We start from the raw sequence: 15656 nt of genomic DNA on the forward strand, positions 1-15656 counted from the left end.
CGATGGACGCGGCGACCGCTGCAATCGATCAAGGCAAGCAGGACCTTCCTGCCGGGGATAGTACGTCGTCCCTGAAGGATCGCATCGCACGCGATCTTGGACAGCGCATTCTCGCCGGCACCTACGCGCAGCACGCTGTGCTGCCGACTGAGGCCGAACTGTGCGTCATCTACGGCGCCAGCCGCACGGCGCTTCGCGATGCGCTGCTGACGCTTTCGGCCAAGGGACTGATCGAGGCGCGCAAGCGGGCCGGCACGCGTGTGCGCGCGTCAAGCGAATGGAACAGGCTCGATGCGCAGGTCCTCGAATGGATGCGCGATATCGAGCCCGATCTCGATTTCGTCCGCGGCTTGATCGAGGCGCGGCTGGTCATCGAGCCGGCCGCCGCCCAGCTTGCGGCCAGGATGGCGACCTCGGGCGATCTCGCGGTGATCGAAGCCGCCTATGAGGCCATGCGCATTGCGCCGCAGGACGACCTCGCGGCCTGTCTCGATGCCGATGTCCGCTTTCATACCGCCATCCTGCGCGCCAGCCGCAATCCGGTTTTCGCCAATCTCGGCAACATGCTGGCGGCCGCGCTCAGCTTCTCGTTCCGACTGACCACATCGGCTACCGCCAATTATCAGCAGACGCTCAGCGCCCATGGCGATGTGCTGGAGGCCATCCGCATGCGCAGGGCCGACGAGGCTCACGACCAGATGAAAGCGCTGATCGGCATCGCCTCGAACGACCTTCTCGCCGTCGCCCGCAAGGGCCATCACCAACAAATCCCAAAGCAGGCGCCTCGGAAGGCGTAGCCGCGATCAGCTGGCACGACCGTCGCGCACTATGCTCGGCCGCGCGCATCCCTTAAGGCGCAGTCCCGATTCCCAAGGGCGCGCTTGAAGATCGCCCGCGCGTGGTTCTCCTAATCCGAGAACTTCACGCTTACGCCGCGCTGGCGAAAATAGGCCTGCATCAACTTGCGGCCCGAGCGGTTGCCCTGCGCCAACTTGGCAGGATCGAACACCGCCTCTTTCATCCCCTCTCGTGTCAGCGCGGCCTTGAGCGCCGCGATATGGGCGTCGATCTCGGCATTGTCCGCTCGAAGCGATGCATAGATATTCTCGGTCGCCTCGGCCACGGTCAGTTCGCTCACAGCTGTCGTCCTCTGGTTGATTGGGCGGCGGCTTAGCACAGATTCGCGGCTCCGCCGATACCGATGCGCACCCGCCAGGCTCGTCAGCTACAGGGATCCGATCAGCCTCGCGCCTTAGACCGGGCCGTTCCTCGCCGATTTGGCCAATTCCTGCTCCAGATCCACCAGCTCCTTGCCGCCGGCCATCAGGTTGAGCAACTGGTCGCGGGTGATTTCGCCCTTGGCGTAGGTGCCGGTGCTTCTGCCGCGCTTCAACAGCGTGAAGCGGTCGCCGACGACGTAGGCGTGATGGACGTTGTGGGAAATGAAGATGACGCCGATGCCGCGCGCCTTGGACTGGACGATGAGCTTCAGCACCACGGATGCCTGGTGGACACCCAGCGCCGATGTCGGCTCGTCGAGGATCAGCACCTTGGCGCCGAAATAGACGGCGCGCGCTATGGCCAGGCATTGGCGTTCGCCGCCTGACAGCGTGCCTACCGGCTGTTCGGGGTCGCGCAGCTGGATGCCCATCGCCTGCATCTCGTCATAGGCGGTGCGGTTGGCGAAGTCGGCGTCGAACTGGCTGATCGGCCCGAACTTGCGCATCGGCTCGCGCCCGAGGAAGAAGTTGCGCGCCACGCTCATCAGCGGCACCAGCGCCAGGTCCTGGTAGACGGTCGCGATGCCGCTGTCGCGCGTATCGGCGGGCGAGGCAAACCGTGTCGGCTTGCCCTGGACGCGGATTTCGCCTTCGTCAGGCGTGTAGACACCCGACAGCGTCTTGATCAGCGTCGATTTGCCGGCGCCATTGTCGCCGAGCAGGCAATGCACCTCGCCGGGGCAGACATCGAAGGACACGTCCTTCAGCGCCACGACCGAGCCGAAATATTTGCTGACCGACTTCAGTTCGACATAGGGCTCGGCCATCACCGGCTCCTCATGGCGCGGTTGCGCACATAGCTGTTGAACAGCACCGCGATGACCATCATGGCGCCCATGAACAGCTTGAACCAGTCGGTGTCGATGCCGGTGTAGAAGATGCCCATCTGCACGACGCCGAAGATCAGGGCGCCGAACATGGCGCCGATGGCCGAGCCATAGCCGCCGGTGAGCAGCGTGCCGCCGATGACGACGGCGATGATGGCCTCGAACTCCTTCTGCGTGCCGCGCAGCGTGTCGGCCGAGCCGGTGACCAGCACCTGGATCGCCGCGAACAGGGCGGCGGCGAGCGCCGTCATGACGAACAGCGTGATCTTGGTGCGTGCCACCGGCACGCCGAGATTGCGTGCGGCATTGGCTTCGCCGCCGGCGGCAAAAATCCAGTTCCCGAAGCGGCTGCGCGTCAACAGCCATGTGCAGGCCAGTGTCAGCACGATCCACCAGACGATCGACACCGGAATGCCTGAGATCGACGGCAGACCATCCGCTCGCTTGCCGATCAGGCCGATGTCGGCAAGCCGGGCGATCAGGCCGGGGAACACCTGGCCAGAGAACAGGCTGTTGAGCGGATCGTTCTGCGCCAGTTCGTGCACGCCCGACACTTGGGTGCGCCCCGATATGCCGCGCGTGAGGCCAAGGGTGAGGCCGCGCAGCATGAACAGGCTGCCGAGCGTCACGATGAAGGAGGGCAGGCCGGTCCTGACGACGGCAAGCCCGTTCAGCGCGCCGATGCCGCCGCAAACGGCGAAGGTGAACAGCAGTGAAAGCCAGATCGGCCAGCCCCAGAACACCGCGGGGATGGCGATGAGGATGCCGGCAAAGCCGATCATCGAGCCGACCGACAGATCGAACTCGCCGGCGATCATCAGCAGGGCCACGGGTGCGGCGAGAATGCCAAGCTGGGCCGAGACTTCGAGGAAGTTGACGATGCCCTTGGCACTGAACAGTCCTGAGCTTCCCGCCGTGATGGCAAAGAACACGAAGACCAGAACGGTGCCGGCGGCCGCGCCAAGTTCCGGCCTGCTCAACAGACGGCTCAGGCGTGAGACGGACCGGACCCGCTCGTCGCGAATCTCTGAAACCATGGCGTGACCCCACAAATGGTGCGGCCGGGGCCGGGCCCCGACCGCCAGTGCTAGCGCTTGCCTTGTTTCGACAGCTCGATAACCGAGGCGGCGGTGTCCTTGGTGACGAAGCCGGGGCCGGTCGGATAGTCGGCGATCGGCATGATCTTGTACTTCTTCCAGAGGTCGAACATCGCGACCGGGATGTAGCCCATGGCATATTGCTGGGCGTCGATGCCCCATTCCATCTTGCCGGCGACGATGGCCTGCAGGATCGTGGGCGAAAGATCGAACGTGCCGGTCTTGACCTTGCCCGACAGGCCCATTTCATCAAGCGCGGCCAGCGTCGGCTCGGCGCCGCTGGCGCCGACGGCGAGGATGAACTGAGTATCGGCATGAGCGGTCATGTAGGCTATCACGCGGTTCTTCATTTCGGTCGGGTCGATGACGCCGTTCATCACCGGAACGTCGACGCCCAGACCCTTGGCGAAGCCGGCACAGCGGTCGTCGAGGCTGGAATTGCCGACCTCATGGTTGGCGCAGACCGCCTTGGTGAGGCCGAGCGCCTTGATGCGCTCGCCGGCCATGACGCCCGCCTGGAATTCATCCTGCCCCATGAACAGCAGGCCGCCAAGATCATGGGTGAGCTTCGAGCCGCCGGAATCGATGACGATCACCGGGATGCCTGCGGCGATGGCGTTCTTGACCGGGGCCGAGAGGGCGGCCGCGTCGGGGATCGAAACCACCATCCCGTCGGGCTTCGAGGCGGCGATGGCGTCGATCATCTGCCCCATCTTGGCCATGTCGAAGGTTTCCGGCGCCAGATATTCGGCCTTGACGCCGAGCGTCTTGGCGGCATCGTCCATGCCGTTCTTGACGACCGACCAGTAGGGGTCGCCGCTCTGGCCGTGGGTGACGAACACCACGCGCGTTTCGTCGGCGGCCGCAAGGCTCGTGGCCGCCGCCATCATCGTGAAGCCGGCCATCAGACCGAGCGCCGGCTTTATCAATTTCGCAAGCGAAAACATAACAACCTCCTGTTTGTTTTCCGCCGCCGCAATTACGGTCGGCAGTCCAGTTGCCCCTTCATTCCAGTTTCATTCCTCAGCACTGGTTCCCTGGAGGCCGAATTGTGGCCTCGATCATTCCATGACGGTAAATCCGGCTTGCCTCGCCATGCGTGACAGGTTCTGGAATCCCATCGTCGCATAGGTCAGCGGATTAGCCTTGTTCGGATCCTGCTCGGCCTCGACGACCAGCCAGCCGCTGTAGCCATTGTCGGCCAGCACGCGCAAAATGGCGGGGTAGTCGATGAAGCCGTCGCCGGGCACGGTGAAGATCCCGTCCATGACCGCGCCCATGAAACTCCTGTCCTCGGCGCGCGCGTGGTCAAGCACGGTTTTGCGCGCGTCCTTGCAGTGCACATGCACGACGCGTTTGACCTGCGCCTTGATCAGGGTCAGCGGGTCGCCGCCCGAGAAGACCGAATGGCCGGTGTCGTAGAGCAGGCCGACCGCTTCGCCGGTGTGCCGCATCAACAGGCCGACCTCGGCATCGGTCTCGACGATGGTTCCCATATGGTGGTGAAAGGCCATGCGCACGCCGAAATCCGCCATTCTTTCAGCGAGTGCAGTCAGCTTGCGGCCATAGGCCGGCCATTCTTCCGCGCTCAGGGCAGGGCGCTGCGAGATCGGTCTCCAGATGGCATTGTGACGTCCGCGCGAGGTGTCGGCATAGACGACATGGGTGGAGCCCATATCCTTCAGAAGCTGGAGATGCGGCGTGATCGCATCCATTTCCGCGCCGAGGTCGTTCTCGTCGCAGCGACCGTCATACCAGCCGGAAATCACCGCGAGGCCATAGCGGTCCATTATCGGCTTCAGTTCGGCCGAGCGGCGCGGAAACTTGCCGCCAAGTTCGGTGCCGGCATAGCCGGCCTGCCTGGTTTCGCTGAGGCAGACTTCAAGCGGCGTGTCGCCGCCGAGTTCCGGCACGTCATCATTGGTCCAGGTGATCGGATTGATGCCGATGCGAACCGTCACGGGTGAACTCCTGATTGTTTCGACTGGGCAAGGTGATGGCGGGTCAGCCCGGCCAGCAGCGTCATGTCGCGGTGGGCATGCTCGGCGGTGTTGCGCACGGCTGCGCCTTCGACGATCGCCGACCAGAAACCTTTCAGCTCCTCGACGAATGCCTCTTCATAGCCGCAGCGGATGTCGCGGCTTGAAAGCGTGTGGCCGTCGCCGGTGCGGATGGTCAGCCGCGTCGGCTGGTGGTTGAGATAGGGCGACGGGAATTCCAGCTCGAGCGAGGCGTCGTCGAAATGGAGCGTGATGCGCTCGCGATAATCGGGCAGCCTGGGAACGGCGACATGGGCCATGGTCCACAGCGCCTGGCCGTCGAGGAGCCGCACCGCGCCCTGGCCGCCTTCGCCTTTGGCGAAGAGCGAGGCGCCGACGATTTCACCATCGGCGACGCCGAGCGCGTCAAGCAAGCCATGGACAGCGTTCACGTCGTGCACGATCGAGGAACAATAGGCGCCGACGAAGCCGCGAAAGGCGTCGGGATCGTGGAGCCCCGGCACCGCGCGGTCGACCTGCTCGCGCTGCCTGGCTTCGGTCGAGGCAATCAATTCCGCCGCGACGTCATCACCCCGGCAAGTGGAGGCGTGCCGGACGAAGGGCCAGGCGTCGGGATCGTTGACCTCGACCGAAACGTAGCGAAGCGTGCGCGCCGTGCCCGGCAGCATGTTCAGCGCCGCCTCGTAGCTCGGGTCGAAACGCTTCATGTAGCCGACCTGGAGCACCTTGCCGGCGCGATCCCTGGCGGCGATCAATTCGTCGATGTCCTGCGCGCCGTAGCAAAGCGGCTTTTCGCAGAAGACATGCAGGCCCCTGGCGAAGGCGGCGAGGCTTTGTTCGTGGTGCAGCGCATCCGGCGAGGCGATGACCACGGCATCAAGCGGCATGGCGAGAAGTGTGTCGAGATCGGAGAATGTTTCGAGGCCGAATTCCTCGCCGACGAAGGCGCGCACTTTTCGCGACGGATCGTAAACGCCGACGATCTTGAACTGCCGGTGCAGCTTGAGCAGGTTCGGAATGTGCTCGACCTGGGCGACGCCGCCCGCCCCGATCACTCCCACCCTTATGCACTGCATCGGCCAGCCCCATCTGAACCCGAACGCTTTTTTCTTGAGGGTAGGCCGCCTTTGGTTCCATTGTTAGAACCAGATTCCATTGATTTTTGGGAACCAGATGAAGACCAGCTTTCCCGTCGACGGCATCGCGCTCGATCGCGGCAGCCCCGCCAATCTGCACCGGCAGCTCTATGTCCAGCTGCGCGGCCTGATCGAACGGCGCGTGCTGCCGAGCGGCCATGCGCTGCCGTCGACACGGGTCATGGCGCGGGACCTGAATGTCGGGCGCAACACGGTGATTGCCGCCTGCGACCAGCTGGCGCTGGAGGGCTATCTGGCGATAAGGCCGCGCAGGCCCTCGGTCGTCATGGACCTGCCGACCCGCTCGGTGGCGGCGGAAGATGTGTCAGTCGAGGACGCCAATCCACTGTCGCGGCGCGGACAGACCATGCTTGCGCAACCCTATCACCATGGCCGGCCGGGCATGCTTGCCTTCCATCCCGGCATGCCGGACCCGGACAATTTTCCGTTCAATACCTGGTCGAAACTGCTCAGCCGCCGCGCCAAATTCGCTCATATCGATCTTTTCGGCACCTATCACGTCAAAGGCTATCCGCCGCTTTGCGAGGCGATTGCGCGCTACCTCACCGCCTCGCGCGGCGTGAAGTGCACCGCCGAACAGATCGTCGTGACCAACGGCGCGCAGTCGGCGTTCGATCTCCTGGCCCGGCTGCTGATCGATGACGGCGACACGGTATGGATGGAGGAGCCGGGCTATTATGGCGCTGGGTCGGCCTTCGTCTCGGCCGGCGCGAGGCTGGCGCCGCTGCGCGTCAGCAAGGCCGGCTGGGACCTCGATCCCCCTGATGTCGTGCCCCGCATGATCTTCGTGACGCCCTCCTGCCATCACCCGCTCGGCATAACCATGCCGATGGAGCAGCGGCTCAATCTCCTGCACATGGCCGAGAGCTGGCGCGCCTGGATCATCGAGGACGACTATGACGGCGAATACCGTTTTCAGGGGCAGCCCATTCCGGCGCTGCAAGGCATCGGCGCCTCGAACCGCGTGGTCTATGTCGGCACCTTCGCCAAGATCCTTTTCCCGGCCATGCGGCTGGGCTTCCTGGTGGCGCCCAAGGCGATCGATCATACGATCGTCTCGGCGCTGAGCGTGAGCGGCCAGTTCGCCCCCTTGCTGACCCAGGCTGCGCTGGCGGACTTCATGAATGAGGGGCATTTCACCCGCCATCTCAGGCGCATGCGGCGGCTCTACGCGGAGCGACGGCAGTTCTTCCTGGAAAGCGCGCAAAGGCATCTGGGAGAATGGCTGGATTTCCACACCACCGAATCCGGCATTCAGGTCGTCGGCATCTTCCGCGACGGATGCAGCGACAGGGCGGTTGCCGAGGCGGCGCTCCAGCACGGCATCAACGTCTCGGCCCTGTCGATCCAGTACCGTCACGGCACGGAGCAGAACGGCCTCGTCATGGGCTTTGCGGCGGCCGACGCGCAGACGACCGAAAAGACGATGCAGAAGTTCCGCACCGTGCTGCAAAGCCATTTTTCGTAAGCGAACAAACCCAGGTAAGAAGCTGGGGCTATTTGTTTTTTAAGCTGTTGCCAGCCCGGAATCTGCCATCCGTGCCCGACAGCGCACCTCGTCGATCGGCCTGCCGAGCGCGGCGAAGCGCGAGGCTGCTTCCTCGAACGCCGCGACGGCCCGGGTTTCGTTACGCTCGGCCCGGCGCTGCACGCCACGCGCTTCCCACACGGCAGCCACCCAGGGGCCGCCATTCCACATGCCGGCGACCCGCTCGGCCTCGTCGAGCCGGCGGTTGACCTGCTCGATCTCGCCCGCCTCGGCCTGTGCGACGGCAGCCGCGGTACGGAAGGTCATCGAGCAAGGCTGGCAATTGCAGCCCGATGACAGCATGCGGTCACCTTCGCGAATGGTCTCGGCGATCCTCTCGGGGGTGGTGGCGGCGCGCACCTCGAGCCCTTTCAGGCTGATCAGCAAATGCGGCGCCAGCCAGGAAGAATGGGCAAGGGTGGTGGCGCGGTGGATCAACCGTCCCGCCTGCCATTTCTGGCGGCGGGCAAGCGCGAGTTCGGTCAGGCGCTGGAGCGCCAGCACGCGGCCGGCAATGGCGCCAACCTGCGCATAGAATTTTTCGGCTTCCGTCAACATGCGTTCGGCCTCGGCCAACTGGCCCGAAAACAAGGCAGCTTCCCCCAGCACCAGGGAGGCAAGGCCGCGCCCGGCGACCGAGCCGGCGCCCTCGGCGACCGATAGCAGCTCACGCGCCGAGGCGGCGATGTCGTGGTGGCCCTTGGCACTGCAAAGGCAGAATTCGGCCAGGCACAGATGCCCGTCAAAAACGTTGGAGACGAAGGCTGGCTTGGAGCGGACCCATTCGATAAACTCCGCGCGGAACAGTTCGCGCCATTGGCCCTGCATGTGGGCCACCAGGCCGATCAGGGCGCTGGCCTCGCCAACCTCGCGGGCCAAACCAGCGCCCATCGCCAGTTCGCGGGTTTCGCGGCCAACCTGTCCGGCCCTGGCGAAGTCGCCGCTTTGCAGGTGCAGCAGGCCCCAGGCCAGCGAGGCGCGGATGCGGTCGCTCAAGCCGACAGGGTCAATAGAGGGCACGGCCAGCGCCTTTTCGTAGAGCTTCACGGTTTCGGCGCCCGGGCCGACGCCAAGATCGATGCGCAGGCTTTGGCTGAGCTGATTGAACAGCCTGATTGCTTCGGCCCTGTTGCCGGCGTCGAGCGCTGACTGCATCAGGGCGCATTGCGCCTGCTCGTCGGCCGGGTCCATCGCGATCAGGCGCTGCCAGAGCCTGCCGGCCCGCAGCACCTCGGCATATCGCTGCCGCAGGGCCTGGCGGGGCGTTTCGAACCAGTCGACATAGGGATCGTCCGGCAGCAGGTCTCCCGTGTAGAGATCGGCGGCCGCTTCGCAGGCGGCGGCATCTTCGCCGCGCAAGGCAAGCTTGGCGGAGGCCTCGAAAGCGTCAGCGTCGATTTCAAGATCGGCCGCCGGGGCAAGGGCGATGACATCGGCCGTCTGCTCGATCAGGTCATGCGCACCCAAGGCACGGCGGGCGAAGTGGATGGCCTTGCGCAGGTTCGCTCCGGCCGCCTCCGGATCGAGATCGGGCCAAAAGGCCTCCATCACCTGTTCGCGGTGAATGCGATGCGAGCGGGTGACGGCCAGCAGCTTCACCAGTGCCGCGCCACGGTCCCGCCGCCACGCCGCGGCCGGAATGACTTGACCTTCAACACCGACACTGAACCCGCCGAGCAATTGAACCTGAACGCGCACTCGAAGCATCCTTCAGCATGCGATCCGCCGTTGCCGCCCAAAACGGCCGTCACAAGCGCCTGTGGGGCAGGGAACGCTGGCGGAACATAGGTTGCCTAGTCTGCACCCGTAGTCAATTCCAACCATCTCTCGCAGGAGGATCAAATGTCTCTTCGTATCGCCGACATGGCCCCCGACTTCACCGCCGAAACCACCCATGGCCCAATCAGCTTCCACGACTGGCTGGGCAGTTCATGGGGCATCCTGTTTTCCCATCCCAAGGATTTTACCCCCGTCTGCACGACCGAGCTTGGCTACATGGCCAAGCTGAAGCCCGAGTTCGACAAGCGCGGCGTCAAGATCATCGGGCTCTCCGTCGACCCGGTCGAGCGTCATGCCGGATGGGCTGACGACATCGCCGAGACCCAGGGACACGCGCCGAATTTCCCGATGATCGGTGACCCGATGCTGGCCATTGCCAAGCTCTACGACATGCTGCCCGCCACGGCCGGCGACAACGCCGAGGGGCGTACGGCGGCCGACAACCAGACGGTGCGCCATGTCTACGTCATCGGGCCCGACAAGAAGATCAAGCTGATGATCGCCTATCCGATGACCACCGGGCGGAACTTCGACGAGATCCTGCGCGTGGTGGACTCCATGCAACTGACCGCCAAGCATCGCGTCGCCACGCCGGTGAACTGGCGGCAGGGGGATGACGTGATCATCGCGGGCTCGGTTTCGAACGATGAGGCCAAGGTGCTCTATCCCGAGGGCTGGAAGCAGCCCAAGCCCTATATCCGCATCGTCCCGCAGCCGCACGGCAACGCCTGAGCCTTCTTCCAGGCATCCGGCAACAAGAGGTGACAGTATGAAAACCCGTATCCTTATCCTTGGCGCCGGTTTCGGCGGGCTCGAACTCAGCACGTCCTTGTCCGAAGCTTTGGGTGACAGCATTGCTGTCACCCTGATCGACAAGTCGGATGCCTTCGTGTTCGGCTTTGCCAAGCTCGATGTGATGTTCGGCCGCGCGACCGAAGCGGCTGTGCGGCTGCCCTACGCCGACTACGCCAAGGCCGGCGTCACGATGAAGCGCGAGACCGTCACCGCCATCGACCCGGAACGGCGGCGCGTGACGACGGACAAAGGGGTGCACGAGGCGGACATATTGGTGATCGCTCTCGGCGCTGACTATGACGTCTCGGCCACACCCGGCATCACGCTCGGCCGCAATGAATTCTACTCGGTTCCGGGCGCCGCCCACATGGCCAAGGTGCTGCCCGGTTTCACCCGCGGTCATGCCGTGATCGGTGTCTGCGGCGCGCCATACAAATGCCCGCCCGCGCCCAGCGAATGCGCCTTGATGCTGCATGACTACCTGACCGAGAGGGGTGTGCGAGGCGACTGCCAGATCACCTATGTGAACCCGATGTCGAGCCCGGTGCCGCCTTCTCCCGAAACGTCGAGGGCGCTCCTGGCCGCCTTCGCCGAGCGCGGCATCACCTTCATCCCCAGCACCCGCGTGGTTTCCGTGGACGAGGGCCGCAAGGTTGTGACGCTCGACAATGGCGGCGAACTGCCCTGCGATCTGTTCCTGGGCGTGCCCCGGAACCGCGCGCCCGATGTCGTCGTCGAAGCCGGCATCACCGAGGGCGGCTGGGTCACCATCGATCCGCGCACACTCGAAACCCGCTTTCCCGGCGTCTACGCGCTGGGGGACCTGGCCAATACGGGCGCGCCGAAGGCGGGCGTCTTTGCCGAGGGCGCTGCACGCACCGTTGCGGCGAACCTGATCGCCAGGCTGCGCCATGAGGAGCAAACGGCCAGGAACCCGGGCGCGGGATCCTGCTACATCGAGTTCGGCGCCAACCGGATCGCCAGGGTGGATGTGGATTTCTTCTCCGGCCCAAAACCCACCGGTGCTTTCTACGAACCATCGGAGGCCTTGCGGGTCGACAAGGTGAATTTCGGCTCTAGCCGCAAGGCCCGCTGGTTCGGGCATTGACCTTCGAGAAGGGCGGGCGCTGAGGGATTATCACCAGCGCCCGCCATCGGCTTCAGGCCGCCTGCAATTCTTCCCGTCGCGGCAGCGGCGGGAAGGCGATCGCTATGCCCGCGGCACCCAGGCCGATTAGGGCCGAGCCGATGAACAGCCAGTGGTAGCTGGCATAGGCATCGAACACCATGCCGCCGGCGAGCGGGCCGAGCGCCATGCCGAGACTTGACAGCATGGTGGCGGCGCCGAACACGGTGCCGAGGATGCGCTGGCCGAAATATTCGCGCGCCAGCACCGCATAGAGCGGCATGACGCCGCCATAGGTGGCGCCGAAGATGACGGCCAGCACATAGAACTGGTCGAGTTGGCTGACCGAGAGATAGGCGGCAATGACGACCGCCTGGATCGCCAGGCCCGCGATCAGCACCGGCTTGACGCCGAGCCGGTCGGCCAGCACGCCGTAGAGAAGCCTGCCGCCCAGGCCGGCGAGACCCTCGACGCTGTAGATCGTGACCGCCGCCATGGGGGCGACGCCGCACAGCATGGCGTAGCTGACCATATGGAAGATCGGCCCGGAATGGGCAGCACAGCAGGCGAAAAAGGTCAGCCCCAGCACGATGAACTGTGGCGAACGCAGCGCCTGGGCCACACTCATGCCGTCACCCTCGGCGACCGGCGCGGAAACCCCGCCCGCCACGGCGGGCTTTGGCGGCTGGCGCACCAGAAGCACCGCCGGCAGCAACAGCACCCAGGCCATGATGCCGATGTCGAACATGGCGGTACGCCATTCATAGGCCGAGATCAGCCAGCGGGCGAAAGGCGAGATCGTCATCGGGGCGACGCCCATCCCGGCCGAGACCAGCGAAACCGCAAGGCTGCGGTTGGTGTCGAACCAGGCCGTCGTCAGCGCGATCATCGGCGCGAAGAAGGCGCTGGCGGCAAGCCCGACGAGCACGCCATAGCTGATCTGGAAGGTCAGCAGCGAGCCGGCGCGGCTTGCCACCACCAGCGCCAGGCCGAGCAGCACGGCACCGATCGCCACGACGATGCGGGCGCCGAAACGGTCGGACAGGGCGCCCCAGGCGAAGCCGCCGAGGCCCATGACCAGGAAATTGAGCGTCATGGCGCTCGAAATGCCGGCGCGCGACCACTGCGTGTCGATCGCCATCGGTTCGAGAAAGATCGCCAGCGAAAACATCGTGCCGATGGCGACACAGGACATCAGCGCGCCTGCCGCGACGATGACCCAACGATAGGAAAGGTTCATGCAAATCTCCCATGCCAAAGGGCAGCGCTTGGCGCTGCTTGCGTCCGAAGGACGCCGGCACCGAAGCCGATCCTACAATCTGGTTGCATTTTTTATCCAGTCTGGACTGGCGTCCTTTTCCTGGCCGCGCCACGCGGCTTTCCGCCGCCATTTGTCACGATCGGTGTGGCATCGGTCGACTTGCTACGGTATTCGACGGGGCGATCCCTCTTCAAGGCGGCCGGACAAGGCCAAGACATCCGTTTCATGATCCTGGTCTTCAAGCTTCTCAGCACGCCGCTCCTTATCCTCTGTCTCACCTTGCTCAGCCGGCGTTTCGGGCCGGCGGTGGGCGGGCTGCTGATGGGGATACCCTTGGTGACCGGCCCTGTGTCGGTCTTCACCGCATTGGAAAACGGTGCGGCGTTCGCCCGGCACGCGGCGGTGGGCAATCTGGTGGGCCAGGTTTCGACCTGCATTTTCTGCTTCGTCTACGCCCGCGCGGCAAGGCGCTTCAACTGCTGGGTCAGCATGATCGCGGGGGTCTGCGCCTTCTTTCTCGCTACCTTTGTATGGAACCTCGCCAGCTGGACATTCGCGCAGGCCATCGGGCTGCTTCTGGTGACGTTGTTGCTTCTGTCCTTCCTCACCAAACCGGTGAACATGGAAGCGCTTGCCGGGATAGCGCCGAGATGGGACCTTCCCGCCCGGATGATCGTTTCGACGGGCTTCGTCTTCCTGATCACCATGTCGACCAGGTACCTTGGGCCGCAGCTCAGTGGGCTCGTGGCGCCGTTTCCCGTGTTCGTCCTTGTCCTGGCGATGTTCACGCATCATCAGCGGGGCGCGCCGGCAGCCGCCAATCTGTTGCGTGGCGTTATCGTCGGGTCGTTTTCTTTCGCGGCTTTTTTCACCGTCGTGGCTTGGGCGCTGTCCGACCGCTGGCTGGCGTTTGCCTATGGATTCGCGACGCTGGCGAGCATGGCAACCACCTCTGCGATTTATCTCGGCACACGGGCCGCTCCCCTTGCCGGGGCTACTCCATTGATTGGTCCAGTCGCCCAGCTTAACCCGAGCATCTCGCGGGAGAATGGTTCGCCCTGAAAGCGGAAGGCCGACGCCAAGGCGCCTGTGACAGGCCTCAGATCGGCAGTTCCGATGTGTATTTGATCGTCCAGCTCGGCACGTCGGTCTTGACGTTCTGGACGCCCTTGATGCGGCTCAGATGCTCAGACTGGAAGCGGCGATAGTCGTTGAGGTCGGCCGCCACCACGCGCACCAGGGCATCGCAGTCGCCGAGCATCAGGTAGCATTCCATGACCTGCGGCAGCTTGGCCACTTCGGTGGCGAAGTGCTGGACCGTGTCCTCGTCCTGCGTTTTCAGCCAGATGCGGGTGAAGAAGGTGAGGCCCTTGCCGATGCTGGCCGGGTTGAGCACGGCGACATAGTGGTCGATGACGCCGGCCTCCTCCAAGAGCTTGACGCGCCGCAGGCAAGGCGAGGGCGACAGGCCGACCTCGTTGGCGAGATCATTGTTGGCCATGCGGCCGTCACGCTGCAGCGCCCGCAGGATGCGCCTGTCGATGTCGTCGAGTTTCATGGCTGTGAATTCCATATCTTTGGTGAATGGCAGCATTGAATGCCAAAATAATGGCAAAGACAACAATCTTCGCAACCAAATTGCGAGGCCAACTTTATATGGTTGCGTCGACACCATCACCATCGGAAGCCTAACCGGAAGCGGTGGCCGCGAGGTCAGCCTATGGAAAATCATGAGCGTTTCTGAAGCAACATTGCCCGAGGCGATTGACGGCGGATCGAGTTCGGAGTTCCGGCGCGGGGTCATCTCGTGCCTTCCCGTCCTGCTCGGCACCATTCCCTATGCGCTGGTGCTGGGCGCGCAGGCGACGCAGAAAGGTCTCAGCGCTGTCGAACTGCCTCTGATGACCGGATTGAATTTCGCCGGCGGCTCGGAATTCGCGGCGATCCAGCTTTGGACCTCGCCGCCGCACATCGCGCTCATCGTCGCCATTACCTTCCTGGTCAACAGCCGTCACTTCCTGATGGGGGCAGCCCTGGCGCCATTCCTGGGGCATTTGCCGCAGCGCAAGGTGTTTCCGGCCCTGTTCTTCCTGTGCGACGAAAGCTGGGCGCTCGGCCTGGCCGACGCCAAACAGCGTGCCGCGGCGGGCATCACCCCTGCCTTCAGCCCGCGCTACTATATGGGCGCGGCCCTGGCGATGTATCTGGCCTGGGTGGGCTTCACTGCGGCGGGCGCGCTGCTTGGCCCGATGCTCGGCCATGTCGAGACCTATGGTTTCGACATGGCGTTTCCGGCTGTCTTTCTGGTGCTGATGCGCGGCATGTGGAAAGGCGTGGCGGCGGCGCGGCCCTGGCTGGTCAGCCTGGTTGTCGCGGCCCTTGTCTATCTCTTCATTCCCGGCGCCTGGTATGTCGCGGCGGGCGCGATGTCGGGGCTGCTTGCCGCCTGGCTGATGGCAGGTGAGGCATGATCGACATGGCAACCCTTCTCACCATCGTGCTGATGGCCGGCGTCACCTATCTCACGCGGATCGGCGGCTATGTCGTGCTGCGCAACCGCGTGCTCAGCGCGCGTGCCACGGCGGTGATGGAGGCCGCACCCGGTTGCGTGCTGATCTCGGTCATCGCGCCGGCCTTCGTGTCGCGCAATCCAGCCGACCTTCTGGCGCTGGCCATCACCTTCATCGCCGCGACACGGCTTTCGATGCTGCCGACCGTGCTGATCGGCGTCGCTTCGGCCGGCCTGCTCAGGCATTTCATGGGCTAAATGAAAAAAAGGCAGGCGCGAACGCCTGCCTTTCAAGTT

At 64.4% G+C, this 15656-nt stretch carries 16 protein-coding genes; 7 read left to right on the plus strand and 9 right to left on the minus strand.

The features are described from left to right. The first annotated feature begins 2 nt into the window (after window positions 1-2). On the plus strand, window positions 3-797 hold the full coding sequence (locus AC1DPX_RS25290; protein ID WP_477240037.1) for a FadR/GntR family transcriptional regulator: 795 nt from the start codon (window positions 3-5) through the stop codon (window positions 795-797). A gap of 110 nt (window positions 798-907) precedes the next feature. Here AC1DPX_RS25290 and AC1DPX_RS25295 read toward each other — a convergent pair whose 3' ends face one another. From AC1DPX_RS25295 to AC1DPX_RS25320, 6 genes are all read right to left on the minus strand, one after another. Then, the gene (locus tag AC1DPX_RS25295) at window positions 908-1138 is read right to left on the minus strand and encodes a hypothetical protein (RefSeq protein ID WP_202358394.1); all 231 of its coding nucleotides are present in this window, start codon (window positions 1136-1138) and stop codon (window positions 908-910) included. A 114-nt stretch (window positions 1139-1252) separates the two neighbouring features. Next, window positions 1253-2047 (minus strand): ATP-binding cassette domain-containing protein, encoded by a 795-nt coding sequence (locus AC1DPX_RS25300; RefSeq protein ID WP_477240038.1) that lies wholly within the window; start codon window positions 2045-2047, stop codon window positions 1253-1255. Next, window positions 2047-3144 carry an ABC transporter permease gene (locus tag AC1DPX_RS25305; protein WP_477240039.1) on the minus strand — a complete coding sequence of 366 codons (1098 nt, stop codon included), beginning with the start codon at window positions 3142-3144 and terminating at the stop codon, window positions 2047-2049. Before AC1DPX_RS25305 ends, AC1DPX_RS25300 begins: the two co-directional genes overlap by 1 nt. 50 nt (window positions 3145-3194) lie before the next feature. After that, complete coding sequence (locus AC1DPX_RS25310) at window positions 3195-4151, minus strand: rhizopine catabolism ABC transporter substrate-binding protein (protein ID WP_477240040.1); 957 nt, start codon at window positions 4149-4151, stop codon at window positions 3195-3197. 114 nt (window positions 4152-4265) lie between these two features. Continuing rightward, window positions 4266-5165 carry a myo-inosose-2 dehydratase gene (iolE, locus tag AC1DPX_RS25315; protein WP_477240041.1) on the minus strand — a complete coding sequence of 300 codons (900 nt, stop codon included), beginning with the start codon at window positions 5163-5165 and terminating at the stop codon, window positions 4266-4268. Beyond that, on the minus strand, window positions 5162-6259 hold the full coding sequence (locus AC1DPX_RS25320; protein ID WP_477240042.1) for a Gfo/Idh/MocA family protein: 1098 nt from the start codon (window positions 6257-6259) through the stop codon (window positions 5162-5164). Before AC1DPX_RS25320 ends, iolE begins: the two co-directional genes overlap by 4 nt. Window positions 6260-6377: 118 nt before the next feature. Here AC1DPX_RS25320 and mocR point away from each other — a divergent pair, with 118 nt between their 5' ends. Continuing rightward, window positions 6378-7829 (plus strand): rhizopine catabolism transcriptional regulator MocR, encoded by a 1452-nt coding sequence (mocR, locus tag AC1DPX_RS25325; RefSeq protein ID WP_477240043.1) that lies wholly within the window; start codon window positions 6378-6380, stop codon window positions 7827-7829. A gap of 39 nt (window positions 7830-7868) precedes the next feature. Here the strand turns inward: mocR and AC1DPX_RS25330 are convergent, their stop codons facing one another. After that, window positions 7869-9596 (minus strand): AfsR/SARP family transcriptional regulator, encoded by a 1728-nt coding sequence (locus tag AC1DPX_RS25330; protein WP_477240044.1) that lies wholly within the window; start codon window positions 9594-9596, stop codon window positions 7869-7871. Between the two features lie 135 nt (window positions 9597-9731). On the opposite strand from AC1DPX_RS25330, the gene AC1DPX_RS25335 reads away from it, so the two are divergent. Both AC1DPX_RS25335 and AC1DPX_RS25340 read left to right on the plus strand, forming a co-directional pair. Beyond that, the gene (locus tag AC1DPX_RS25335) at window positions 9732-10400 is read left to right on the plus strand and encodes a peroxiredoxin (protein ID WP_477240045.1); all 669 of its coding nucleotides are present in this window, start codon (window positions 9732-9734) and stop codon (window positions 10398-10400) included. A gap of 37 nt (window positions 10401-10437) precedes the next feature. After that, window positions 10438-11571 (plus strand): NAD(P)/FAD-dependent oxidoreductase, encoded by a 1134-nt coding sequence (locus AC1DPX_RS25340; RefSeq protein ID WP_477240046.1) that lies wholly within the window; start codon window positions 10438-10440, stop codon window positions 11569-11571. 52 nt (window positions 11572-11623) lie between these two features. On the opposite strand, the gene AC1DPX_RS25345 is transcribed toward AC1DPX_RS25340, so the two are convergent. Next, entirely contained in the window at window positions 11624-12829 is a 1206-nt protein-coding gene (locus AC1DPX_RS25345) for an MFS transporter (RefSeq protein ID WP_477240047.1), read from the minus strand. A 246-nt stretch (window positions 12830-13075) separates the two neighbouring features. Here AC1DPX_RS25345 and AC1DPX_RS25350 point away from each other — a divergent pair, with 246 nt between their 5' ends. After that, a complete protein-coding gene (locus AC1DPX_RS25350) occupies window positions 13076-13912 on the plus strand; it encodes a hypothetical protein (RefSeq protein ID WP_477240048.1) in 837 nt (278 codons plus the stop codon). Window positions 13913-13949: 37 nt separating this feature from the next. Here the strand turns inward: AC1DPX_RS25350 and AC1DPX_RS25355 are convergent, their stop codons facing one another. Continuing rightward, complete coding sequence (locus AC1DPX_RS25355) at window positions 13950-14408, minus strand: Lrp/AsnC family transcriptional regulator (RefSeq protein WP_202358406.1); 459 nt, start codon at window positions 14406-14408, stop codon at window positions 13950-13952. 172 nt (window positions 14409-14580) lie between these two features. On the opposite strand from AC1DPX_RS25355, the gene AC1DPX_RS25360 reads away from it, so the two are divergent. Both AC1DPX_RS25360 and AC1DPX_RS25365 read left to right on the plus strand, forming a co-directional pair. Beyond that, entirely contained in the window at window positions 14581-15321 is a 741-nt protein-coding gene (locus AC1DPX_RS25360) for an AzlC family ABC transporter permease (protein WP_202358407.1), read from the plus strand. Beyond that, a complete protein-coding gene (locus tag AC1DPX_RS25365; protein ID WP_477240049.1) occupies window positions 15318-15617 on the plus strand; it encodes an AzlD family protein in 300 nt (99 codons plus the stop codon). Before AC1DPX_RS25360 ends, AC1DPX_RS25365 begins: the two co-directional genes overlap by 4 nt. Window positions 15618-15656 lie beyond the last annotated feature (39 nt).

This window comes from Mesorhizobium sp. 01N446 (assembly GCF_056399285.1).